Here is a 26,054-nt window from a genome sequence, read left to right on the forward strand (position 1 = left end):
TAATAAGCTATTAAAACAAGCTTTTGCAATAGCAAAATCAGGATTAACTTATGATAATAATTATAGAAGTGTTTTATTGAAAAATTAATGAGTTTTTACTTGTTTTTTACCACAGTACTTTGTTGTAGCCAGTTATCTTGTGTTTATTATTTCTGAAATTTCGTTGCTAAATTCACAGGATTTGTCTTTCACCCAATAAATTTTGTTCTTTCCTTTTATTCTAAATATATATTCAATTTGAGATGAACAGTAGTTTTCATCGTTTTTATCTATCTTTTTAATGTTATTTACAAATCTCTTTAGATTTTCCTTTACATTTTTCTTTTTTGAGTAAATCCATTCGCCTTCAGGTTCGTCTTCATACCTTACTCCGTTGATTTTTTTTCTTAAAGTGATTTCATTGTTTTCGTTACGAATAAATTCGATTAAGTTTTCTGAACCTCCAAAGCATCCGAAATTTTTATAAATAACTTGTAAAGTGTCATTTTTAGTCAGTTTGTCAATATTTAAGTGCTTAATATCTTTTTCTTTATAATACTCTTGAAGTTTATTCGGAAATCTTAATTCAATATTTTTTTTAAAATTCAGTTTTTCTGAAATAGTATCTTTTAAGTCGGATATGAATTTCAAATTATATTCACCAAGACTTAAACTGTCATAAATAATACTAACATTTATATCGTCGTCGTGAAAAAATAATTTGGAATCAATTTTTTGATTTGATTTCTCAATTCTCAAATTTGTCCAAATTCCAGAATCAGGTTTAATAACTTTAATAAAATTTCCTTTAGGTGAATATTTAACAGTACTACTGCTTTCTCCAATAAAAGCCTGACCTTTTATGCTGTCGTTTGGAATGGAAATTACGTTGATATTTTCGTCCGATAATTTTTTACAAGATTGAAAAGGAAATAACAAACATAAAATACTTATAAATTTCAGAATATTATTTTTTATGTTCATAAATATCTCGTTTCTCTAATTGGCTACAACTGGTTATATGACAACTAATATAGTTGTTTTTGGGGTTATATTTCCCGTTATGACAACTTTTAGTAACTTATATCTAATAAGTTTTATTTTATTATAGTTGTATAATTAAAAGCTAAATTACAATATTGCACTTGCAAGTACAATACGTATAACTACGTATTTTTTAGATAGTTTTTATTTTGTGTTTTGAAATGTACCTTTATTATTAAAAACTGTTAAGAGTTGGCTAAATAAGACAGGCATTTTGTTTCTTTGTTTTATAAAATAAAAACATGAATTTTTTTATCTGCTTAATTTTGGGTTTTTGTATAGCTGCTTTAGGGAGTATTACGCCTAGTTTTTTAAATTTAACTGTAGTAAAGTATAGTTTAAAAAATGGTAAAAAATCTACATTTTATTTAATAGCTGGTTATGCTACGGTGTTATTTTTTCAAGCCAATTTAGGTGCTTATCTTGCTAATATTTTAATGAAAAACTCTGAGTATATTACCTTAATACAAAAAATAGGTACTGGTATACTTTTTTTGTTATCTATTAATTTTTTTAGGATTTATTTTGCTCCTAAAAAGGAGGTTAAGGAAAAAGAAATCCCTAAATCTAAATCTTATTTTTATGGTATTTTAATGTCTTTATTAAACATGATGGCTATACCGTTTTACTTTACTTTTATATCGTTGTTAATAGGCTTTAAGTATTTTGAATACAATATGTTTAATGCTTTTTATTTTTCGATTGGCTCTACCATAGGTTCTTTTACATTATACACGATTTATGCTATTGTAGCTAAAAATATTGAGCATAAGCTGAAATATATAGCAACTAAAATGGATTTTATTTTAGGTTGTTTAACAGGTATTGTTGGTATAGGTAACGTTATCTATTTATTTACTAAATAATTTTTTAAGTATTAAAAGCTAAAGCCAAATAAAAACGTATCGTTTACTAATCCGCTACCTTGGTAAGCACGTACATAATCTACGCGTAAAAAGCGCATTTTTCCCCAACCTAAATTACTTAATCCCAGCGAATATTCGGTGTATGGTTTATTTTTTTTTGTTGCTGCAGCGTTAAATCCAGCGACAAGATTAAAGTTAAGTTTATTTATTAACGGAATTTTATTAAGTATATAGCCTTTAAAATTGTGTTCGGCATGTATTTCGGCGTAAGCCTTATTAGTACTTAATGCATAGTAAGGTAATATTTTAAAATTATTAATATAGTTACCATCCATAACAACATTGGTTTGGTTACCACTAAAATGATGATAGTCTATAAACGCAATGTTGTCTGCGTTATTAAACACACCTCCTTTGGCTAAATAGGTTAAATCTCCTTTATTACCTAAGTTGATGTTTTGATACAACATGGCTTTATATTGGTCAAAATTGTAGTTGGCGTTATTGCTGCCAAAGCCTTTCTCGTAACCTAAATATAGGGTTGGTATTTTACTGTTAGGGATGTTGTATTTACCAAATGGGTAACTCATGTAGTTTTGTCCAAAATTAATACGTGTGTTGACGTTTAACTTCATGATGTTATGCGGATCAAAAGCATTGATTCCTGCAGTTGTGGGATCAAGCGGATTATTACTAGTATAATCTCTGTCACTTTTTGGGTACCAAGCTTGGTCTGTGGTATTATTTAAAGGTTTACGGTTATTGTAACTTAGGTCAGAATATAAATATAAACCGTTTAATAACTCTTGATTATAATTTAATTGCGCAAAACTACGGTCGTAAATTTTAAGGTAGTTTTTTTCGGTATATAAAGAGTAAGAGGTGTTTAACAATGCTAAACTTGATAAATTAGGGTTAAATTGTTCTACTTTACTACCTCCTGATAAGGATATAAACGCTCGGTTTTTACGGTTAAACCTATAGTTAATTTGTCCAGTAGCCCTTAGTCTGTCATCAGAGTGGCCATAATTGATGGATGACGATGTATTAAAATATTTTTGATTGTCCTCAAAACGTTTAGTGTAGTTAGCAGTAAGAGTTCCGTTCCAACCTTGAACGGTATTAAACGCTAATTTGCTAATAGGAGAGGAGATATTGAAATAAGTCTTTTTGTAGCTATTACTATAGCTGTAACCACCTAAAATATCACCAATTTTAAATTTGTTGTTTACTTGATCAACCGAGTCTAAATAGGGTTTAGATTCTCTTACCAATTGGATACTATCACGACGTACATAGTCATTAGCCTCTATAGATGTTAAAGGAACAGGACGTTTAGTCTCCCAAAATAACGAATCCTTTTTGTTTGCATTATCCTCAAAACTTAAGATTTCTCTTGAAAAGGTCTTGCTATCAAAATTTGGATTAAACTCATAATCACTGTAAGCAGCAGTAAAACGACCATCACCATTAAACCCGAAAATCCCGAACTGAAAATCAAATAACTGTGTTGTTTTTACCCACAATTTTTCGGTGTTATAATACGTAAACGATTGTTTAATTTTAAATAGGTCTACTGCAGGTATTTGTGCTTGTTGACCTGTTAACGTTACCTCTGTACCAAACAAACTCCATTGGTCCTCAATAATGTAAATAAATCCTCCAAAAGCTTTGTCGTTTTTTCGTTTAGGTAGTAATTCAATTTTATTAATTAGGTTGCCTAAGTCATCATAAAAAGTACCAACCAATTTATATTTATAATAGTTAAATGCAAAATCTGAAATAGGAGAGACAATCTCACTTCCCAATTCAAAGGTATTTTGGTAAAAATTAAATTCGACATCAGTCGCAGTATTAAAACTAAAACCATTACTATCACCACTTACTTTAGACGCTACAATGGTTTCTTTAATAGGTTTAGGTGCTTGGTATTCTAGTTTGCTAATCGTTTCAGACAAATACACTATACCAGTTCTGGTACTATCTAAAGCACCATCTAAGTCTCCAACTTCTTGACCAAAAACAGATTCTGGTACATCTACCATTTTAAGTAACCCTCTAGAGTAAAACTGAGCTTTAAACGATTTAAGTTTTTTTAAGTTCTCTTTACGTTTAGCAATAGTTTGTCTAATGATGTTATTAGCAGGATTTTCATCCGAATTTATAACAACCTCATCTAAGTTTATGTCTTCTTCTTTTAATGTAACATCTAGTACAAACGGAAACTTTGTGATGGTTACCTTTTGCTTTAAAGTTTTGTAGCCTAAGTACTGAAACGTAATAGTGTAATCGCCAGTTTTGGTAATGTCTAACACATAGTTACCATCATTATTTGTAGTAGTACCTGTGTAGGTGTTTTCTATAAAAATGTTTACAACCGCTAAAGGATTGTTATTGTTAGAGGTTACTGTACCTGTTATTTGCCCGAAAGCAAAATGACTAGCTAATGTAAATAAAGCGATTAAAGCGTGTTTCATTATAAGTTGGTTGTTTATTTATATAGACGCACATTTATATAAAATGGTTGCCTAGCACCAAACATAAAACTTATAAAAATTGAATATTGTTATAGAAATTATAAAATTTATAATTTTAAATAATTAACAATCAATAGGTTTTATTTATTTTGAAATGAAATATAACCGTCTAATTATTTGTAAAAATGAAGTGTTGTGTCACTAATTAAATGACTTTTTAATTCTAGCTAAGTCACGTTTGTTATCTCTATCCTTGATTGTCTCGCGCTTATCGTATAACTTTTTACCTTTAGCTAAAGCAATATCTAGTTTAGCTAAACCTTTGTCGTTTAAAAATAAACGTAAAGGAATAATGGTTAAACCAGAGGTGTTAACCTCTTTAAGTAATTTTTTAAGTTCGCGTTTGTTAAGTAGTAATTTACGTTCGGCTTTTGGTCTATGGTTATAGTAGTTACCATAGGCATACTCTTGAATATTCATGTTAATAACAAACAATTCGCCTTGCTCATTAAACTCGCAAAAAGATTCGGCAATAGAGGCTTGACTGTTTCTAATAGATTTAATTTCGGTTCCTGTTAAAACTATTCCAGCAGTATATTTGTCTAAAATTTCATATTGAAATTTAGCCTTCTTATTAAGTATGTTTATCTTTTTTTGCATCCTTGCAAAGCTAATAAATTAGAAGTTAAAGTAATTATAATTGTTTAGTCATTTTATACATGCCTCTTAAATTAGGGTGTATTAAATCAAAATCTAATGCATAGGCTTCTGTAATTATAAACCCCATTTTTTTATAAAACTGTAACGCTTGTGTTTGGGTGTCCATAGCTTCTAGCCAAATGGTTTTAGATAGTTTTTGTTTGGCTATAGTTATAGCTAAAGTCATAACCTTTTTACCTAAACCTTGTCCTTGATAGTCTTGGTCTAAATATAACCTGTGTAGCTTAGTCGTTTTTTTATTAGGTTGATGTACTAATCTTAAAATACCAATAGTTAAGTTATTAAATTGAATAAAATAGTAATTAGAATGCGCTAGTTGTAACTCTTCTTTTAAATTATCTTTATTGTATTGACTATTAATATACCAATTGCAATCCTGATTTACCCAAAGCTGTTGGTAAGCAGGAGGATAAATACGAAGCATTAAAGCATATAAATTAGCATGCTTAGCTAATGTAACAGGTTGTAAATTTAACATTACTATTTATTATCAATAAGTGTGTCATTTATTTTGCCATTAATAATGGTTACTTTAAATAAATTACTATTAACAGTGTCATTAATGGCTTTGTATTTATCTTGTTTGATGATGGCATTTACAAAGCTTGGTGTGGTATTGCTATGACCAACGACTAATACCGTTTTTCCGGTTGTATTCTTTTTAAATTCTTGACTATAAAGTTGATTAGCATCATAAAACTTTAGTTTAATATTTTGCTTATTAGCAGTTGGCTGTGCGGTTTGAATAGTACGCTTGTAGTTTGTGGTATAAATCGCATCAAAATTAATAGCGTTAAACGTATTACTCCATTTAATAGCACGTTGTTGACCTTTAAGATTTAAATCAGGGTTTTTGTTTAAACTATCAGTACGCTCTTTTTCGGCATGCCTTATCAGGTAATACGTTGTCGTCTTTTTGGTTTGTTTTTTACAAGAAAAACTTAAGCAAATTAACGTTAGTATTAATAGTTTTTTCATGGGTGTTTTGGGTTTTAGGCTAACTCTAAAGCAATATTTATCATGTCTTTAAAAGTAGTTTCTCGTTCTTTACTAGTGGTTTTTTCTCCAGTCACTAACGAGTCTGATATTGTACAAATGGTTAATGCATTAACATTGTGTTTTGCAGCAACAGTATATAAACCTGCAGTTTCCATCTCTACACAAAGTACACCAAATTTACTCCACTTTTTGTAAGATTCAAAATCGTCTGCATAAAACTCGTCAGAAGTAAAAACATTTCCAGCTTTTATAGCAATATTTTTAGCTTTGGCAGTCTCTACAGCTTTTTGGAATAATTCAAAGCTTGCAGTAGGAGCATAGTCAGCACCACCAAACCTAAGTTCGTTAACACCAGAATTTGAAGAAGCAGCCATAGCTAAAACCACGTCTCTAATTTTAATATGCTTTTGGTATGATCCAGCACTACCAACGCGAATTAAGTTTTTGACTCCAAATTGAGTAATTAGCTCATGTGCATAGATAGAAATACTAGGTACACCCATTCCTGTTCCCATCACAGAGATTGGTTTACCTTGATATGTCCCTGAATAACCTAACATGCCTCTAACTTGATTAAAACAAACAGGATTGTCAAAAAAAGTTTGGGCAATCCATTTGGCACGTAAAGGATCACCTGGTAATAATATAGTTTCTGCAACATCGCCTTTTTGGGCTCCAATATGTATGCTCATAGTTTTTTGTTTAAAAATGAAATGATTAGTGTCGTACTTAATAACTTTTTTCTCCGGAAGATTTGCCTGTCACTATAGCTATTCCGTTAGATGTACCTATACGTTCTACACCAAGATTAATGTACTGTAAAGCGGTTTTAGTATCTCTAATACCACCAGACGCTTTAATTTTTGTATTAGAGTTTTTTATCGCGTCCTTCATTAGTTTTACATGATGTACAGTTGCACCTGCTGTACCAAATCCAGTAGAAGTTTTAATAAAGTCTGCACCAGCTTTTATAGCTAATTGACTAGCTTTTGTAACTTCTTGATCTGTTAAATAACAGGTTTCTAAAATAACCTTTAAGACTTGATTAGGTAATTGGTCTTTTACAGCTTTAATGTCGTTATAAACCTCGTCAAATGCTTCGCTTTTAAGTAGGCCTATGTTTATAACCATGTCAATTTCGTCTGCACCATCTTTAATAGCCTGTTTAGTTTCTTCAACTTTAGCTTTAGTACTCATAGCACCTAACGGAAATCCAATGACACTACAGACTTTTGTATTACTGTTTTTAATTTCGGCTTTAGCCAAAGAGACATGACAACTATTAACACATACAGAAAAAAAATCGTGTTTCACAGCCTCTTCGCATAATTTAATGATATCAAATTTTGTAGCAGTAGCCTTTAATATAGTATGATCTATGTATTTGTTTAGGATATTCATTCAGTATAAAAATTAGTATATAAAGTTACGGGTTTTAATGATAAGATTAACTCATGCTGTAAAATCACTTTATAAACTTTTTTTACAATGATAATAGTCAGTTTTTAGTTTTTTCTTTCATTAAAAATTAATTTATCAAATGACTTATTTATATTTAAACAAAAAACAGAAATAAATGAGCAAATATACACTAGACAATACACAAGACTATGATTTAATATGTGTTGGAGGCGGAATAATGAGTGCTACATTAGCATTAATGACTAAAATTTTAAAGCCAGATTTAAAAGTGTTAATTGTCGAGCGTTTAAACCAGGTTGCTCAAGAAAGCTCTGCTGCTTGGAATAATGCAGGAACAGGACATTCTGCTTTATGCGAATTAAATTATTGTCCTGAAAAAGAGGGTCAAGTTATTATTGAAAAAGCAATTAAAATATGTCAACAGTTTGAAGAGTCAAAACAGTTTTGGAGCTATTTGGCAGATCAAGGTTTATTAACTAATCCAAATAATTTTATTGCAGCTGTACCACATCATAGTTGGGTGTTAGGACAAGAAAATGCTAGGTATCTGGAACAACGTTATAATACCATGAAACATCATTTTATGTTTGATACCATTCAGTTTACTAAAGACAAAAGTAAAATGAAAGAATGGTTTCCTTTAATCATGCAAAATAGGGAAGACGATGAGGTGATGGCTGCTTCAAGAATAGATAGAGGTACAGAGGTTAACTATGGTAATTTGACTAAAACGTTATTTAATATTTTAGAAACTAAATATAATACACCTGTACATTGTAACATGGAAGTTAAAGATATAGATCCAAGTCCTGATATTGACTGGACTGTTGAGGTTGAAAATTTAGAAACTAAAGAAAAATTTAACTTAGAGTCTAAACATGTATTTATTGGAGCAGGAGGCGGAAGCTTGTTATTGTTACAAAAGGTAGAAATTGAAGAGAAGGAAGGTTATGGCGGTTTTCCTATTAGTGGAGAATGGTTAGTTTGTAAAAATGAAGCCATTATTAACCAACATAATGCAAAAGTCTATAGTAAAGCAGGTCTAGGTGATCCACCAATGTCAACACCACACTTAGACACACGTTATATTAATGGTAAGCGCGAATTATTATTTGGACCATTCGCAGGATTTAGTCCTAAGTTTTTAAAGGAAGGGTCTAATTTTGATTTATTAAAATCGGTTAAATTTGATAATATTTCGCCATTATTAGGTGCTTTTTGGCATAATTTACCATTAACAAAATATTTAATTGAGCAGGTAACGTCATCTCATGAAGACCGTATGGACGCTTTAAGAAAATTTGTTAAGGATGCTAAAAGTGATGATTGGGAGTTGCTAGTTGCAGGACAACGCGTGCAAATTATTAAAAAAGACGAATACGAAGGAGGTGTTTTACAATTTGGGACAGAAGTTGTAAGTAGTAAAGACGGAAGTATCACTTGTTTGTTAGGCGCCTCACCAGGAGCCTCAACTGCAACTTCTGTAATGTTGCAAGTTTTAGAACAAGCATTTCCAGAAATACTTAATTCTGACAAAGGACAAGCTATAATGAAACAAATGATTCCGTTTTGGAATACAGAGGTTACTGAAAGCTTATTTAAAGAGCAGTTAGAGATAAGTAAAAAGGCATTACAACTTTAGTCATTAAAATAACGGACTTGCTTTATGTAAAGGTCTCTATTTTCTCCATCTAATTTAAACTCGATATCCAGTCCAAACTCTAAATATTTTTGTTTGGATTTGTATACGTTGTAATAATAGTGTTTTTTGATTTTTTCTAGTTGTTCAGAAAGGTTGATGATTTCGGTTTCTGACATCACTAAATTTCCGTTATTTAGGTTTGAGTGAGAAATGATTTCTACAATACGTTTTTGGTTATATAATTTGGATGACGATCCAGAATAGCAAATAATCTGGTCACAAGTTACACCAGCTTCAGGTTGTACAACACTAGCTTCTCCAACTTGTACATTTATGACGTTACCTAAATAATTTTTTCGGTATAAGTTTTTTGTAATGGCTACACCATTAGCTTTCTCGTTAGGGAAAGAGCGATGTACCAAAATACCCATTGCAATACTGTTTTGATCGATATTAAAATAATCACGTTCTAAAAAAGCTCGTTGGTACCATAAGCTAGACCATACTTTTTTTATAGCTTTTTCTATGGTTTTCTTTTGGTGTCCAATAATTCCTGTTTTAGAGTCGTATAATCCAGCACCAGAAAAACCGACAATATCTTCTGCATTTGTAGAGCTTCTAAAGCGTAGTCTAGTATAGTTGCCCAAGCTTTTTGCTTTTGCTTCTATATCTTTAATTAATTTAGTTGCTATTGGTGTGTTTTTAATTCTTTTTTGTATAGCTTTTAATTGTTTTGCTAATACAGTTTTGTCTTGATTAATTTTATAATCATAAACCATTTGTTTGACCAAAGTGTCGGCTCCTGAGGTTTTTAAGTGTGCTTCGTAAAAATAAAAAGGAATAGCAAAAGCAGATTCAGGGATTTTAAACTCTTCTTTTTTAGCTAAATCATATAAGACTCCAAAGTTAGCAGCTTTTCCTCCAACAGTATTTATTGATTTTTGGTTTAAATTGTCAATATTAATTAGTGTTTTTGTGGTTGTGTTTTTTGTTAGAAATAGTGTTTTCTTTTTTTCTTTTTTAGTTTTTCTAATAAACTGCGCTTTACTAATTGGCTTGATGTAAAAGGTGTCTAAGGTGACCTCAAAAGAAACATACTTGTTTTTATATTGTTTTAAAACTTTAGATTGCATGGCTTTAGTGTAAGCAGCAATAGGTATTTGTCTGTTTTTTCCTAAAACAGAAATGTGACTTAACGGTGTTTGTAATATAGTTGTAATAACACCTGCTGTTATAGGTAGTTCTAATATAGGTTGGTTAATAACTATTATATCCTGTTTTGATATGTTCTGTTTAGTTAATTGATCTACATTAACAAATTTTAAAATGCCATAACTTTTTTGAGTACTTACAGCTTGATACGTTTGGTCTCCATATAAATCTGAAGCTGATAATGTAGGGATTTGAATCGCTGATTTTAAGTTTTCTAATCTTGCGGTATTTAAAAAGAAATTAAAGTTTTTAAAATAAGTTGCTTTTTTAACAGCATTGTAAAACGTTTTAATATCATTTATTTGCATATCATCTATAGGAGACAATTCTAAACTATAAGAGTCATTGGCTAGATAGTGATTAATGTTTCCTAATAAAAAGCGTTTGTTTTTATGTTCTGCTTTGTAATTAGTGTTGTTAAATTGTTGTAAAGATTGAGCAATGTTGAGGTAGCCACTACAAAATTTATAGTGATATTTATACACTTTACTATTTATAAAATATAACTGTTTTGATTTAATATCATAAACGACCTTTAAAGCATCTACACGACCGTATTTTTTTGTAACAGGAGCTGTTTTAAGACTGTTAAAATCTGATTCTGATTTTAAATTGTTTTTAAAATTTACTTGACAATACGCAAGATTGGTTATAAGTAAAAATAGAATCAAAAATTGGTTTTTAAACTTTAAAGTGTACAAGTCAAAATGTTTTTTTATTAGATTCTTACAATATAAAACAAAAAAGCAACACGCCACTTATTTAAAAGTATTGTGTTGCTTTTCAACTAACCAACCATTATCAAAACGTGTTGATATTTGGTTTATTTTGCATTAACAGAACTTTATGACTGTATGTCTTCTGTTACTAAATCTCCTTGATTACGAAAGACTAGTTGTCCATCAAACTCATCTAACAAAATGATACTTTCTGTACTAACTTGACCAGATAAAATTTCTTTACTTAATTGGTTTAGTACCTCTTTTTGAATCACTCGTTTTACAGGCCTTGCTCCATATTCTGGATTAAAACCTTTATTAGCAAGATAGGTTATTGCTTGTGGAGTGGCATCAAATGTAATACCTTGTTTGGCAATCATTTTAGTGATTCCTTTTAATTGTAATCCAACAATCTCAGTAATATTATCTTGAGTCAGTGGTGTAAACATTATAATATCATCTATTCTGTTTAAAAACTCAGGTCTAACCGTTTGCTTTAATAAAGCTAAAACATCAACCTTAGCGCCTTCAATTGCTGTGTCCACATCTTTAACAGCATCAAAACGCTCTTGTATTATTTGGCTTCCCATGTTTGAAGTCATAATAATTATTGTGTTTTTAAAATCTGCAATACGTCCTTTGTTGTCTGTCAAATGGCCTTCATCTAATACTTGTAACAGAATATTAAAAGTATCAGGATGTGCTTTTTCAATTTCGTCTAAAAGTACCACAGAATATGGTTTACGTCTAACAGCTTCGGTTAATTGTCCACCTTCATCATAACCAACATATCCTGGAGGTGCACCAACTAATCTGCTTACCGCATGACGTTCTTGATACTCACTCATATCAATTCTAGTCATTGCGCCTTCGTCATCAAAAAGGTATTCTGCTAAAGCTTTTGCTAATTCGGTTTTACCAACACCAGTAGTTCCTAAAAATAAAAAGGTACCGATTGGTTTGTCTGGATTTTGTAATCCAGCACGACTGCGTCTAACAGCATCACTAACAGCAGTAATAGCTTCGTTTTGACCAACAACACGTTTATGTAATTCGTCTTCAAGTTTAAGTAATTTTTCACGATCACTTTGTAGCATTTTGGTAACAGGTATACCTGTCCAGCGTGCAACAATTTCGGCTATATCTTCATAGGTTACTTCTTCTTTTATTAAAGAGTTTTCAGACTGATTGTCTTGCAAATCTTTTTGTAAAAGTTCTAGTTGCTCTTGTGCTTCTTTAATTTTACCATAACGTAACTCGGCTACTTTACCATAGTCACCATCGCGTTCTGCTTTTTCAGCTTCAAGCTTAAAGTTTTCAATATCCTGTTTTGTATTTTGGATGTTGTCAACAACTTCTTTTTCGCTTTTCCACTTGGCATTAATTTCGTTTCTTTCTTCTTTAAGGTTTGCTAAATCGTTTCTTAAAGATTTAAGTTTAACTTCATCTTTTTCTCGCTTTATGGCTTCAATTTCAATTTCTAATTGCATGATTTTTCTATCCAAGACGTCTAATTCTTCTGGTTTAGAATTAATTTCCATGCGCATTTTAGAAGCAGCTTCATCCATTAAATCAATTGCTTTGTCTGGTAAAAAACGATTGGTTATATAGCGTTGAGACAGCTCTACAGCACCAATAATAGCATCATCTTTAATACGTACTTTGTGGTGAGCTTCGTATTTTTCTTTAATACCTCTTAGTATTGAAATTGCACTTTCTGTATCAGGCTCGTCGACCATTACTTTTTGGAAACGACGCTCTAAAGCCTTGTCTTTTTCAAAATATTTTTGGTACTCATCTAAAGTTGTAGCTCCAATTGCACGAAGCTCTCCACGTGCTAAAGCAGGTTTTAAAATATTAGCTGCATCCATTGCACCTTGACCACCTCCAGCACCAACAAGTGTATGGATTTCGTCAATAAATAAGACTATGTCACCTTCACTTTCTGTAACTTCTTTAATAACAGCTTTAAGACGCTCTTCAAACTCGCCTTTAAATTTAGCTCCAGCAATAAGTGCTCCCATGTCTAAAGCAAAAATTTGTTTGTCAACTAAATTTTCAGGGACATCACCATCAACAATTCTGTGTGCTAAACCTTCAGCAATTGCAGTTTTACCAGTTCCAGGTTCACCAACTAGAATAGGATTATTTTTGGTTCGTCTAGAAAGTATTTGAAGGATTCTTCTAATTTCTTCATCACGTCCAATAACAGGATCAAGTTTTCCGTCCCTTGCTAATTGGTTGAGGTTTTTTGCGTATTTGTTAAGTGAATTGTAAGTGTCTTCTTGACTTTGTGAAGTCACACGATCTCCTTTTCTTAGCTCTTCAATAGCAGCTTTTAAACCTTTTTCTGTAACACTTTGGTCTTTTAGCATTTGCGCTATTTTACTATTTGATTTAAAAATAGCTAGTATAAAGTGCTCTACAGAGACGTAATCATCATTCATGGCTTTTGCTATGATTGAAGCTTCGTTTAAGGTTTTGCTAGCCTCTCTGGATAGCACTAAATCTGCACCTGTAACTTTAGCAAAACTTTCTAATTGTTTGTCTAAGGCTAATTCTAGTACATTAATATTAACATTCAATTTTTTCAAGATGAATGGTAGTACGTTTTCATCAACTTCAAAAATGGCTTTAAAAAAGTGTTCATTTTCTATTTGTTGATGACCATAACTTTGTGCAATCTGTTGCGCACGTTGTATGGCTTCTTGCGATTTGATTGTATAATTATTTGGGTTCATATATTTATGTTTTTTTATTTCCGCTTTAGCGAAAACCATATTATTTAATTGTTTTACATCATCTCTATTTCAATTACCTTACCAAGTGTTTTTGTAAGACAAAATGTCTGTATTGCACTGGTTTTAAGTGACTTTTTGTCGTTTTGTTTAGGGTTTTAATAAAATTAAGCTTATATTTAATATTGTTAATGTTACGTATATTGTAGTTCTAGTAATTAATTTTATAAAACTTGAAATATGTTGTAATTCTCCTAAAATGATACTTGATTAATTTGTTATGTATTGATCAATAGTTACCCCTTAGTTTAAATTGTAATGGTTGCAGTTTAATCAACTATAAATTAAATATCATGTTAGCTTAATAATGAATAACCTCAAACGAAAAACCAACCAAAGATTTATAATCTTTACTACTATTTTTTTAATAGTATTTCTCTCCTTTTTTTATATTTTAAAAAAACACGTTTTAGTGCAGCATAATGATGCCTACTTAATAAATAAATCTGGTAAACAAAGGATGTTAAGCCAGCGATTATCAAAATTAACTTTTATTGCCCATAATGACAAGAACCTATTGCCAAGACATGTTATAAGCGATTCTATATACCAATTATCTGAAGAGCTAAAGACTTCTCATTTGTTTTTATTTAATGAATATATAAAAACAGATCATTCAGCTAAACTTGACTCATTGTTTAGTATTGTTGATAGTAATTTAAAATTATTAATTAAAGAGAGTAAAGATTTGATAAATGCTACGGTTTATAATCGTAGTAACATGGCTAAGTTTAGAGCTACTGAGTTGGCTTATTTATTTGCTATGGATGCAATTGTTAACGAATATCAAAAACGAGCAGAATCTAACTTGAAGCAAATTGAGTATAATTTTTATAAAATTAGCGGTCTATGTGTAATAATAATGATTACTGGTTTTTTCTTTTTATGGTTTCCTAATATACGATTGTTATTAGCAAAAAATAAGGATTTAGAAATTAGTAATACTCGATTAAAAAAGACACAGTCTTTAGTTGATAAAAATTTAGAAGAATTAGATCAATTAAGATTTGATCTGGAACAAAAAGAATATTACAATCAAATATTTATTTCTCAAGCAGCCCCATCTTTAGCGATGTTAGATAAGGACATGAAATATATAGCTGTTTCTGAAAAATGGAAAAAAACGTATAATAAAGAAAATGTAGAAATAATAGGGAAATCTCATTACGACATTTTTCCAGAAATAGGAGACGACTGGAAAGCAAATCATCAAAAATGTTTAAATGGATATATTGATGTTTGTGAAGAGGCTCCTTTTGTAAGAGCAGATGGAACAGTACAATGGATATTTTGGGATGTAAGACCTTGGTATTTATCTGACGGTAAAGTTGGAGGTTTACTAATGTATACAGGTGATATTACAAAGCAAAAAGAAGAACGTTTAGCGAAAGAAAAAGTTGAACAAATCTTAAAAAGCACGAGTGAAGTTGCTAAAATTGGTACTTGGGAGTTGGATGTGAAATCTGATAAATTAACATTTAGCCCTATGGCTAAAAAGTTTCTTAAAATTAAAAGTGATAAACAGTTGTATGGCAATAGAAGCTTGTTTTTGTATAAAGATGGAGCTAGTCGTAAAAAAATAATTAAAGCCATACAGACTATAAAAAATACAGGGAAACCATTTGATTTAGAGTTGGAAGTTATAACATCTGACAGAGAACATATATGGGTGAGAGATATTGGTAAAGCAGAATTTGTAGACGGAGAATGTGTAAGAGTATTTGGAGTGGTTCAAGACATTACTTACTTGAAGCAAGCTGAAAGTAAACTGCTTAAACAAAATGAACTTTTAAATTTTGCTGAAAAAATTAATAATATAGGTCATTGGATTTTAGATACTAAATCAGATAAAATAACATGGTCTTCTAGTATGTATGATGTTTCAGGTATAGATAAAGATGTTAAAATAGATAAAAATACTTTATTAGAAATGACTCATCCTGATGATGTTGATCTGTTAATAAATCATATGAAGCAAACAATGACTAACAAGTGTTTTGATGGAGAGCTTGTACATCGTATAGTGGTTTCAGATGGATCAGTTAAAACAGTTAGTGTATTAGGAAAAGTAATTAAAGATAGTAATGATGAAATATGTGAAATTATAGGTACTTGCCAAGACATTACTAAACAGCGTATGGCTGAAATTAAATTTAAAGGATTACTTGAGTCTGCTCCAGACGCCATGATAATTTTAAATGCTAATAAAAGAATACATTTAATAAATAAGCAAGCTGAAAAAATGTTTGGTTATACCTATACTGAATTATTAGATAAGAAGATTGAAATTTTAATACCAAAACGTATTGTCGGAAATTTTAAAATCTATAAGGATAATTACTTTGAGGATCCTAAGTCGATAGGGATGGGTGAAAATAAAGAATTAATAGGTGTAAATAAAAAAGGGGAAGAATTTACAGTTCAAGTTAGTTTAAGTCCAGTTGAGACAGAAGATGGGTTGCTTGTATCTGCAGCAATTAGAGATGTTACTAAACAAAAAGAAGACAAGCAAAAAATAATAAGTGCTAATAAAAATTTAGAGCATTTAGCTGATAAATTAATAGCACAAAATATGCAATTAGCTGACTTTGCCCAAATAACGTCTCATAATTTAAGAGCTCCTGTAAGTAACTTAAACTCTTTGTTGGACATGTATGATTTGTCTGTAGATCAATTAGAAAAGGAGGAAGTAATATATAATTTTAAAAAGGTAACCAGTCACTTAACACTTACCTTAAATACATTAGTACAAGCTCTTAAAGTTAAAAATGATAGAGTAAGCCAGTCAAATGTGTTTTTTGATGAGACATTATATAAAACAAAAGAGTTACTAGCTGCTCAAATTATTAAGACTAAAGCTAATATTACCTTTGATTTTTCAGAAATAAATAAAATTTCTTACAATAAGATTTATTTTGAAAGTATTTTTCTTAATTTAGTTGAAAATGCATTGAAGTACAGGTCTCAAACCCGAACACCCGAAATTCATGTATGGACAACTAAAGTTGATGGAAAGGCAGTATTACACATCCAAGATAATGGATTAGGCATAGACCTTAACAGACACAGACATAAATTATTTGGTCTACATAAAGTTTTTCATAGACATCCTGAAGCAAAAGGAGTCGGTCTATTTATGACCAAATTACATGTTGAAGCATTAGGTGGTAAGATTACTGCTGAAAGTGTTGTTAATGAAGGATCAACCTTCATCATTAATTTTAATAAATAAAAATGAAAAGCGATTTAAATATTTGTATTGTTGATGATGACGAAATCTACAAATTTACTGTAGTTAAAATTTTAAAGTCTATAGGTTTTGATAAAAACATTATGGCATTTTCTGATGGTGATGAGGCATTTGATTTTATAACTAAAAACATTGAAAATGTTAAAGCATTACCAGACGTTATTTTATTAGATATTAATATGCCAATCATGGATGGATTTCAGTTTATGGATGAGTTTGTTAAAATCAATCCCAGAGTTGGTAAAAAAATAACTATATATATGGTGTCATCCTCAGTTGATGCTAAAGATGTAAAAAAAGCTGCAAGTATTTCCGAAATTTCCGACTACATAATTAAGCCAATTAAACGAGGAGAACTTCAAAATATATTAGAAGGTTTAAATAAGGAAATTAGGATATAGTTTATACGTTTTCCTGTAGTATCTTCGTTAAAAATTTGGTATAATTTAAACTAAAAAAAGAAATACAAATGGGGATTTTTAATAAATTATTTGGAAGCGACACTCAACCAAAAGAAAAAAAGGTTTTACCATGGATACCTTTAACCTCTGTTGAAGCATTAGATTCTATTGTTCAAAAATCAAAAACTAAAACTCAAGTTATATTTAAGCATTCTACAAGATGCGGTATAAGTAGTATGGTTATGAACCAGTTTATTGCAATGTATGACTTAGATTTAAATATAGATTTATACTATTTAGATTTATTAAACTATAGAGAGGTGTCTAATGAGACGGGTTATAAATTTCAAGTCATGCACCAATCACCACAATTAATTGTTGTAAAAAATGGTATTGCTGTTGCACATGCAAGTCATGGTCAAATAAATGAAATAAATCTTAACCAATTTGATTAATCATAATGAAGCCAATATTGTTTTTTATTTTAATACTATTCTCTTTTTTTAGTTGTGAAACTGAAAAAAACAATGATAGCGTGCCTTCCAACAACTGGAAAAATATGCAGTGGAATGCAAAGTTGTCAGATTCGTTATTAACAGGTTCAAGTTATCTGTCTGTATATTCGCAAATTTATAGTGTTACAGAGCATAAAAAGCATGATTTAACAGCAACTGTAAGTATAAGAAACATTAATACCTCTGATACTATTTTTATAAACAAGGCTGATTTTTATGATACTAAAGGTCAGTTGATTAAATCTTATTTTGTAAAGCCAATTTTTGTAAAGCCAATGCAAACTATAGAGATCGTTATAAATGAAACAGATAGTGAAGGTGGTACTGGAGCTAACTTTTTATTTGATTGGTCCATACCAAAACATGTAAATCCACCTTATTTTGAAGGTGTTATGATTACAACCTACGGACAGCAAGGTTTATCTTTTACTACTCAAGGTGTAACTTTAAAAAAATAGTGTTTATAATTTATGAAAGAAATTTTAACCTCTTTCCTGTTTTTATTTGCAGTGATAGATCCTTTAGGTTCTATACCTGTGTATTTAGAAGCAACTAAAAATTTTGATAAAAAATATAAAAAGCGAGTTGCTATAAGAGCTAGTTTTGTAGCTTTTTTAGTCTTGTTGTTTTTTATAGTTATTGGTCAATTAATTCTAGAAGGAATGAATGTTACGTTAGATGCGTTTCAAATTTCTGGAGGTGTAATATTATTTTTATTTGCTTTAACTATGATTTTTGGAGAAGGTAAACCCGAAACTGAAAAACACGGGATTAAAGACTATAAACATGTAACTATTTTTCCTGTGGCAATCCCTTCCATAGCTTCACCAGGAGCTATAATGGCAGTGGTATTGCTAACTGATAATCATATATATACAGTTCAACAACAGTTGTTAACCACATTACTAGTCTTCTTAGTAGTTGGTTTAACTGGTCTTTTATTGTTAGCAGCTAATAAAGTTCAAGATAAGATAGGAGAGTACGGTATTACTGTAATAAGTAAAATTATGGGATTGATACTGGCATCTTACGCTGTGCAAAGTATTTTAAGTGGGTTGAAGGATTTTTTTGCATAAAAATATCAGGTAATTTTTTGTATTAATGTTTTTAATATATTTTTATCAAAAAAAAGATGACTAAAATTACTTTTTTTATTCTTTGCTTATTTTCTAATATTCAAATTTATAGCCAAACGACTAACATTCCAGATTCTAATTTCGAACAAGCTTTAATCAACGATGGTATTGATAGTGATGGAACTATTAATGGAGTTGTTTTAACCTCTGATATCGAGTCTTTGACTTTTTTAAATGTTAGAAATGAAAATATTTCTGATCTAACTGGAATTGAGGATTTTGTTGCTTTAACAAGTTTAAATGTTGGACAAAATAATTTAACAACATTAAATTTGTCTAATAATTTAAGTTTAGAAAGTTTGTTCTGTTTTACAAATAGTTTAACTAGTTTAGATATTAGTAATCATCCAAATCTAACACTTGTTAACTGTAGTGAAAATCAACTAAGCAGTATTGATATTAGTCAAAATCTATCACTTACTTCTTTTTTTTGTGCTTTAAACCAATTGACATCCTTAGATGTATCTGCAAACAATTTGCTAGAAAGGCTATGGTGTTATGAAAATGATTTAACAAGTTTAGATGTAAGAAATGGAGCTAATGGTCTTTTAGCAGGAACCACTACTGATCCATCAAATACTTATTCTAATTTTAGAGCGGAACTTAACCCAGCATTGACTTGTATTTATGTTGATAATGCATCAGATGCAAACAATCTAGTGAATGATTATCAAGATTGGCAAATAGATAACGCTTCTACATTTGTTGAAAACGAAGCAGAGTGTAACGTATTATCTTTGTCAAGTTTTAAAAGTATTTATTTCAAAGTATATCCAAATCCATTTACTAATGACCTTAAGATTAATTCAAGTAATACAATAAAAAATAAAAAGTTATTTGATGCTTATGGAAAATTGATAAGTGAAAATTTTGAAATTAATTTTCAGGATTTAACTTCGGGTATTTATTTCTTAGAACTCAAAGATGAATTAGGAAATGTATCGACAAAAAAAATTATTAAAAAATAATAAAAAAACTCTCAAAGTAATTTGAGAGTTTTTTGTTTCAAAAATATATGTTTTAACTTCTAAAACGGTATCTTGATATGATATCTTTAAGTTTATATTTTAGATCTTCACCAGTATCATAAACCATTTGTTCATTACTTGGAAAAAGCACTTGTTTGTTTTTTAATAATTGTAAGTCATCGTTATTTAAAGCTCTTTGATCACCTTTAACGGTTCCAAAAGTGTTTTCAAAAACAAATTGACTATCAATATTAAAATTGTCTAATATTTGATTTTGTTTTAAATCAGTATACACAACTTTAGCAATAACTTGTGTAGATTTTAATTGGTTTATTTCAAAAAATCTAGCTTTTATATTAACAATTTTATCTTGCTTAATATCGTTACCTAAACTGTCTTTTGCTACGTTTCCGTTAGCGTCTAAAACATATTCCCAACCATCAACTATGTTTTTTTGACGCAATAATTGTCTTTCAGTAACATGCTCTGGAGATATGTTTATACGTTGTAATTGCAAATCCATAGCATAATCATACTCTAAATTGTAATCAGCGTTAGCGTGATAAGTTGTCCAAAATTGATCAAGCCCATAAGTATCAAAATTTAATAAATCAGCCTCTAAACGTTGTGGTAAAATTTGACGTGTTTGATTTTGTATAGTAACTAAAACAAAATCAGTTCCTTTAAAATGTGCCTCATTCATTAATTCTCTAACATTTTTGTAGTTAGGATTAATAGCTTCAATAGACTGTAACAACTCATAAGCATCACGATTGTAAAACTTATCATTTGTTGTCATTAACTGTTTCGCTTGTGTGTATTTGTATTCTGATACTTTAGTTCTATAATTAATAATTTCATTACTATAATCATTAAAATCAAGTTCTAAATTTTGTCCACCAATCTGTAATGGTAAAACACGCTTAATAGCATTTTGACGACTATTTAAATCTAAATAAGTATTATATATGGTTTCATATAACTCTGGATTACCATCTTTAGTTAAATGGTTTAAGTTGGTGTGATCCTGTTCAACAACTTTATAAAACGCATCTTGAAGCATCATTACATAACTTTGTTTACGTTTTTTGTCTTTGTTGTTTTCTAGTTTTTTTAAAGCATTGCTTATTGCTAGATCATAATTACCAGAATGTAATTGTTTTTCAATTTGTTTTCTTCCAACGCAAGATGTTAGCACTAGAAGAAGTACTGTAATAAGTGTAAAATTTTTCATCTTTTTTGGATTTAATTGGTTTCTATGTTAATAGAAATCCAAATTGCGTGCCAAACCAAAAAAAGAAACCCTTAAATAATTAAATTTAAGGGTTAAGTATTTGAAATATAATGTGTTGTTATTTTGTTTTTTTAGGTTCAAAAACAGGTAATAACTTTGTTTTAACTTCTCCAAAACCAATTCTAGTACCATCTTTTTCACAGTAACCTCTCATAATAACAGTATCGTTATCGTTTATAAATTTACGTTCAGTTCCATCTTGCATTTTTACAGGTTTTTCACCTCTCCAAGATAATTCTAACATAGATCCATAACTATCAGGAGTTGGTCCAGATATGGTACCACTTCCCATCATGTCTCCAGAATTAACAGGACAACCATTAATAGTATGGTGTGCTAATTGTTGAGACATACTCCAATACATATGTTTAAAATTAGATCGTGTAACAACCGTTTCTTTAGCTTTTTCTGGTTGTATAGCAACTTCTAAATTAATATCATAATTCTTTTTAGCAGACTGTTGTAGGTATGGTAATTGCTTTTTTAAAGGCTTTGGGTTGTCTGCTTTAAATGGTTGTAACGCATCTAAGGTTACAATCCAAGGAGAAATTGAAGACGCAAAGTTTTTTGCTAAAAATGGTCCTAATGGTATATATTCCCATTTTTGTATATCACGTGCTGACCAGTCATTAAATAAAACTAGACCAAAAATATATTCTTCAGCTTCATTTACAGGTATTGGTTCTCCTAAATCATTAGCATCAGTAGTAATAAAAGCCATTTCTAACTCAAAGTCTACTAACTTACTTGGACCAAAAACTGGTTCTGTTGCTCCAGCAGGTAAGGTTTGACCTTGTGGTCTGTGTACTGGTATTCCGGAAGGTATAATAGAGCTACTTCTACCATGATATCCAACAGGTATATGTAACCAGTTTGGTAATAATGCATTATCAGGATCTCTAAACATCGTACCGACATTGGTAGCATGCTCAATACTAGAGTAAAAATCTGTGTAATCACCAATTTGAACAGGTAATTGCATTTCAATTTCATCTAGTCTAAATAATACAACTTCTTTGTTTTTTACATTATCTTTTAAAGATGTATTATCGGCATCAAATATTTCGGCAATTCTGTTTCTAACTAAACGCCAAGTTTTACGACCATCTGCGATAAAATCGTTTAAGGTATCTTGTAAAAAAATATCATCTGTTAATGGGATTCCTTCAAAATAGCCTAATTGGTGTAAAGCGCCTAAATCAATTGCAGTATCACCAATTCTTGTTCCTATGGTAATAATGTCATCTCTAGTTAAGAAAACACCAAAAGGAATATTCTGAATAGGGAAATCTGAATTTTTATCGACGTGTAACCACGATTTTCTATCTGGATTATTGGCTGATAATGGCATATATATAATTGTTGATTTGTTGTTTATAAATTATAAGTAAATATATGTTTTTTCAATTATTTAAAAGGGTTATTTCTTATTTTTGATAAATATTTAACGATAAAACTATTTTCGCTTAAAGCGGAAATTAAAAACAATACAATTATGCAACGCGACGAACAAATTTTTGAATTAATTCAAGCTGAAAAAGAACGCCAATTAGATGGTATAGAACTAATTGCATCAGAAAACTTTGTCAGTGACCAAGTCATGGAAGCTGCAGGATCTGTACTAACAAACAAGTATGCCGAAGGGTATCCAGGAAAGCGTTACTATGGTGGTTGTGAAGTGGTTGACGAGGTTGAGCAAATAGCTATTGACCGAGCAAAAACTTTGTTTGGTGCAGCATATGCAAACGTACAACCTCACTCTGGTAGTCAGGCCAATACAGCAGTGTATCATGCCTGTTTAAAACCAGGTGATAAAATATTAGGGTTTGACTTATCACATGGTGGCCATTTAACACATGGTTCTCCAGTAAATTTTTCTGGTAAATTATATAATCCAGTATTTTATGGAGTAGAGGAAGAGACAGGAATTTTAAATTATGATAAAATACAAGAAATTGCAACTAAAGAAAAGCCACAATTAATAATTGCTGGTGCCTCTGCTTATTCTAGAGATATAGATTTTAAACGTTTCAGAACCATAGCAGATAGTGTTGGAGCTATTTTATTAGCAGATATATCGCATCCTGCAGGGTTAATAGCAAAAGGTATTTTAAACGATCCATTACCTCATTGTCATATTGTAACAACAACAACACATAAAACATTACGTGGACCAAGAGGAGGAATGATATTAATGGGTAAAGATTTTGAAAACCCATTTGGAATCAAACTTAAAAACGGAAACCTACGTATGATGTCTTCTTTATTAGATTCTGGAGTATTTCCTGGTAATCAAGGTGGACCTTTAGAGCACATCATTGCAGCAAAAGCAATTGCTTTTGGAGAAGCGTTAACTGAGCCATTTATGCATTATATGCTACAAGTTAAGAAAAATGCAGCAGCTATGGCTGAAGCATTTGTAAAGCGCGATTACAAAATTATTTCTGGTGGTACAGATAACCATATGATGCTTATTGATTTACGTAACAAAGATATTACTGGTAAAGATGCAGAAAAAGCATTGGTAAAAGCAGATATTACAGTAAACAAAAACATGGTGCCTTTTGACGATAAATCGCCATTTGTAACGTCAGGAATTAGAATAGGTACTGCTGCAATTACAACTAGAGGTTTAAAAGAAGACCAAATGGAGGTTATTGTTGATTTAATTGATGAAGTGATTAAAAATCATGACAATGAAGATAAATTAGACGAAATTGCTATTAAAGTAAATGCAATGATGAGTGATTTACCTTTATTTGTAGCCTAATTTAAAATTATATATTTCGCTTTCGCGGAAAAAAAGCCAGCTGAAAAGCTGGCTTTTTTGTTTTGTGGTTTTTACTTTAATGTAGTGATACAAAAAAAGTTCTCGATACACGTATCCTACGTCGACGCACTCGAACTGACGATATGTGTTTATTTAATTTAAGTGATTTTAAATTGAATTAATGAAGAATATTCAAGTCACATTTAGTACTCTCTTATTCTTATAGAGTTAAAGAGGTTTTTAGTCTTAAAAATCAGTGTGCTGATAAGCGCCTAAATCTGGACTTGCAGTTCTATCAACACCTAAAATATCATTAGGGACTTGTGTAGCAAAAGTAGTATTACCTTGACCATTTGCAGCAGAATCTTCACCAATCATTAAATCGTTTTCAAAAGCATCTCTAAAATCAGGATCATCATTAAAAATCATGTTTTCGTAATGTGTAGTATCTTCAAAATCATAGTTTTCACTTGTAAAAAAGTTACTGCTATCCTGAAATTGTAACAAACAATTAGTAAACTTAAAGTTAAATACAATTGAAGCATCTTCAATTTCATCTATTAACAACTCAGGATTATCATTTCCGTAAATTATACAATTGCTAAAATTAGCTTCAGTTAAATCAGAAACAAAAGCAGTATTGTCTTCATCAATAACAAAATTATTAATTAATAAGGCTGGAAATTGTCTAAAACTACTGTTCCAATAATTTGCTATAGTAGAGTGGGTCACATTATATTTTCCACCAAAAGTGGCACCAAAACTAGCTTGTCCAGCATTATTAAGAACTAAATTATCTGCTTTGATAGAGGTATTACGACCTAAAATACCAAACGTACTGATATTATAGATTTGAGAATTGGTAATGGTTAATTTATCTGTTACAGCATCAGCATTACCATCTGATAACACTCCAACTGTAGCATTTTTAATAGTTGCATGATTTATAGTGTTGTTTAAACTGCCATCAAATAGCCAAATAGTTCCCCATTGTCCAGGCACATCACTAAATAATGGTTCTAGTCTATCACCTTCAAAAATCACTTCGTTTTCTAAAAGGTCTTGGTCAGTACTTAAATCTCCATTGACATTTAAAGTAGCACCTTCTGAGACTAACAATCCAGAATTAGCATGAAAATGGACACGTGCTCCTGCATCAATAGTTAATGTTTCGCCTGATGGTACTGCAGCATAACCATAAATTACGTAAGGTTTTTGGTTTGTAAATGTTAGTTCTTCTGGTAATAGTTCTCGTCCTTGTATTTCTGTTTCTACAGGTTGACCATCTATTGTAAGTGTTAGGGTTTCAACAACACCAGTTGTGTTGTTTTTATCAGGATAAATAAAATTAGCATCTTTAATTAAAGTCACTAAATCTACATCTTGAAGGTTAGCTCCAGCATCAAAAATTATTTTGTCGGTATATAAAAATTGGTCGTCAGTAAGTGGAGTAGTGGTCGTATTAAAAGTTGTTTCGATAAAAATAAACAAGCTATCTTTAGCTAATAACTCTACATTATTAAAGCTTTTTCCGGCTTGACCATCAAGATTTAATCGGTAACCAGAGGTTTCGCCATTTTGTAGTTGTACATTAGGTATAGAGATATCTTCGTTACTATTATTGTACACTTTTAAGTTATAGGTACTTGAGCCAATATTTGCAAAAATAGTATCTAAATATACTGTGTCTTTAGAAAAACCTAGGTTTCCAGAACTAGCCTGAAACTCAAAATCCTTACGACAAGAACTGCAAAATAATATAAATCCTAAACAGCAGATAAAATATAGCGTACGCTTCATATAAATGTAATTGTAACTTTGGTTGACTAAAATATAACTTTT

General features: G+C 30.4%; 21 protein-coding genes. 9 read left to right on the forward strand and 12 right to left on the reverse strand.

From position 1 onward, the window contains the following. Positions 1-132: 132 nt before the first annotated feature. Positions 133-963: a hypothetical protein gene (locus JAO71_RS15035; RefSeq protein WP_116822508.1), complete on the reverse strand. Its 831-nt coding sequence runs from the start codon at positions 961-963 to the stop codon at positions 133-135. A gap of 302 nt (positions 964-1,265) precedes the next feature. Here JAO71_RS15035 and JAO71_RS15040 point away from each other — a divergent pair, with 302 nt between their 5' ends. Next, positions 1,266-1,889 carry a LysE family translocator gene (locus JAO71_RS15040; RefSeq protein WP_116822509.1) on the forward strand — a complete coding sequence of 208 codons (624 nt, stop codon included), beginning with the start codon at positions 1,266-1,268 and terminating at the stop codon, positions 1,887-1,889. Between the two features lie 11 nt (positions 1,890-1,900). Here JAO71_RS15040 and JAO71_RS15045 read toward each other — a convergent pair whose 3' ends face one another. From JAO71_RS15045 to deoC, 6 genes are all read right to left on the reverse strand, one after another. Then, the gene (locus JAO71_RS15045; RefSeq protein WP_116822510.1) at positions 1,901-4,366 is read right to left on the reverse strand and encodes a DUF5686 and carboxypeptidase regulatory-like domain-containing protein; all 2,466 of its coding nucleotides are present in this window, start codon (positions 4,364-4,366) and stop codon (positions 1,901-1,903) included. A 201-nt stretch (positions 4,367-4,567) separates the two neighbouring features. Continuing rightward, entirely contained in the window at positions 4,568-5,026 is a 459-nt protein-coding gene (smpB, locus tag JAO71_RS15050) for an SsrA-binding protein SmpB (RefSeq protein WP_028290411.1), read from the reverse strand. A gap of 34 nt (positions 5,027-5,060) precedes the next feature. Then, on the reverse strand, positions 5,061-5,564 hold the full coding sequence (locus JAO71_RS15055; RefSeq protein ID WP_116822511.1) for a GNAT family N-acetyltransferase: 504 nt from the start codon (positions 5,562-5,564) through the stop codon (positions 5,061-5,063). A 2-nt stretch (positions 5,565-5,566) separates the two neighbouring features. Beyond that, entirely contained in the window at positions 5,567-6,064 is a 498-nt protein-coding gene (locus tag JAO71_RS15060; RefSeq protein ID WP_116822512.1) for a SixA phosphatase family protein, read from the reverse strand. Positions 6,065-6,078: 14 nt separating this feature from the next. Continuing rightward, on the reverse strand, positions 6,079-6,777 hold the full coding sequence (gene deoD, locus JAO71_RS15065; protein ID WP_116822513.1) for a purine-nucleoside phosphorylase: 699 nt from the start codon (positions 6,775-6,777) through the stop codon (positions 6,079-6,081). A 37-nt stretch (positions 6,778-6,814) separates the two neighbouring features. Beyond that, positions 6,815-7,486 carry a deoxyribose-phosphate aldolase gene (gene deoC / locus JAO71_RS15070; RefSeq protein WP_203001614.1) on the reverse strand — a complete coding sequence of 224 codons (672 nt, stop codon included), beginning with the start codon at positions 7,484-7,486 and terminating at the stop codon, positions 6,815-6,817. A gap of 175 nt (positions 7,487-7,661) precedes the next feature. On the opposite strand from deoC, the gene mqo reads away from it, so the two are divergent. Continuing rightward, positions 7,662-9,149 (forward strand): malate dehydrogenase (quinone), encoded by a 1,488-nt coding sequence (mqo, locus tag JAO71_RS15075; RefSeq protein ID WP_203001616.1) that lies wholly within the window; start codon positions 7,662-7,664, stop codon positions 9,147-9,149. Here the strand turns inward: mqo and JAO71_RS15080 are convergent. Then, the gene (locus tag JAO71_RS15080; RefSeq protein WP_203001618.1) at positions 9,146-11,032 is read right to left on the reverse strand and encodes a PEP/pyruvate-binding domain-containing protein; all 1,887 of its coding nucleotides are present in this window, start codon (positions 11,030-11,032) and stop codon (positions 9,146-9,148) included. The genes mqo and JAO71_RS15080 overlap by 4 nt on opposite strands. 173 nt (positions 11,033-11,205) lie before the next feature. After that, positions 11,206-13,821 carry an ATP-dependent chaperone ClpB gene (gene clpB, locus JAO71_RS15085; protein ID WP_203001620.1) on the reverse strand — a complete coding sequence of 872 codons (2,616 nt, stop codon included), beginning with the start codon at positions 13,819-13,821 and terminating at the stop codon, positions 11,206-11,208. Between the two features lie 469 nt (positions 13,822-14,290). Here clpB and JAO71_RS15090 point away from each other — a divergent pair, with 469 nt between their 5' ends. From JAO71_RS15090 to JAO71_RS15115, 6 genes are all read left to right on the forward strand, one after another. Next, entirely contained in the window at positions 14,291-17,110 is a 2,820-nt protein-coding gene (locus JAO71_RS15090) for a PAS domain S-box protein (RefSeq protein WP_203001622.1), read from the forward strand. A gap of 2 nt (positions 17,111-17,112) precedes the next feature. After that, positions 17,113-17,529, forward strand: coding sequence for a response regulator (locus JAO71_RS15095; RefSeq protein ID WP_028290421.1), 417 nt, complete (start codon positions 17,113-17,115; stop codon positions 17,527-17,529). A gap of 68 nt (positions 17,530-17,597) precedes the next feature. Further along, complete coding sequence (gene ytxJ / locus JAO71_RS15100; RefSeq protein WP_028290422.1) at positions 17,598-17,984, forward strand: bacillithiol system redox-active protein YtxJ; 387 nt, start codon at positions 17,598-17,600, stop codon at positions 17,982-17,984. A 5-nt stretch (positions 17,985-17,989) separates the two neighbouring features. After that, positions 17,990-18,502, forward strand: a complete 513-nt coding sequence (locus JAO71_RS15105; RefSeq protein WP_116822519.1) for a DUF3124 domain-containing protein — start codon at positions 17,990-17,992, stop codon at positions 18,500-18,502. A 12-nt stretch (positions 18,503-18,514) separates the two neighbouring features. Beyond that, positions 18,515-19,120 carry a MarC family protein gene (locus JAO71_RS15110; RefSeq protein ID WP_116822520.1) on the forward strand — a complete coding sequence of 202 codons (606 nt, stop codon included), beginning with the start codon at positions 18,515-18,517 and terminating at the stop codon, positions 19,118-19,120. A 56-nt stretch (positions 19,121-19,176) separates the two neighbouring features. Beyond that, positions 19,177-20,148 (forward strand): T9SS type A sorting domain-containing protein, encoded by a 972-nt coding sequence (locus JAO71_RS15115; RefSeq protein ID WP_203001624.1) that lies wholly within the window; start codon positions 19,177-19,179, stop codon positions 20,146-20,148. A 52-nt stretch (positions 20,149-20,200) separates the two neighbouring features. On the opposite strand, the gene JAO71_RS15120 is transcribed toward JAO71_RS15115, so the two are convergent. Then, complete coding sequence (locus JAO71_RS15120; RefSeq protein ID WP_203001626.1) at positions 20,201-21,382, reverse strand: hypothetical protein; 1,182 nt, start codon at positions 21,380-21,382, stop codon at positions 20,201-20,203. Between the two features lie 118 nt (positions 21,383-21,500). Then, positions 21,501-22,793: a fumarylacetoacetase gene (gene fahA, locus JAO71_RS15125; RefSeq protein WP_203001628.1), complete on the reverse strand. Its 1,293-nt coding sequence runs from the start codon at positions 22,791-22,793 to the stop codon at positions 21,501-21,503. A 144-nt stretch (positions 22,794-22,937) separates the two neighbouring features. On the opposite strand from fahA, the gene glyA reads away from it, so the two are divergent. Then, positions 22,938-24,212 (forward strand): serine hydroxymethyltransferase, encoded by a 1,275-nt coding sequence (gene glyA / locus JAO71_RS15130; protein WP_116822524.1) that lies wholly within the window; start codon positions 22,938-22,940, stop codon positions 24,210-24,212. Between the two features lie 246 nt (positions 24,213-24,458). Here the strand turns inward: glyA and JAO71_RS15135 are convergent, their stop codons facing one another. Further along, entirely contained in the window at positions 24,459-26,012 is a 1,554-nt protein-coding gene (locus tag JAO71_RS15135; RefSeq protein WP_203001630.1) for a hypothetical protein, read from the reverse strand. Between the last annotated feature and the right edge of the window lie 42 nt (positions 26,013-26,054).

The organism is Olleya sediminilitoris (genome assembly GCF_016785945.1).
Taxonomy (GTDB): Bacteria; Bacteroidota; Bacteroidia; order Flavobacteriales; family Flavobacteriaceae; genus Olleya; species Olleya sediminilitoris.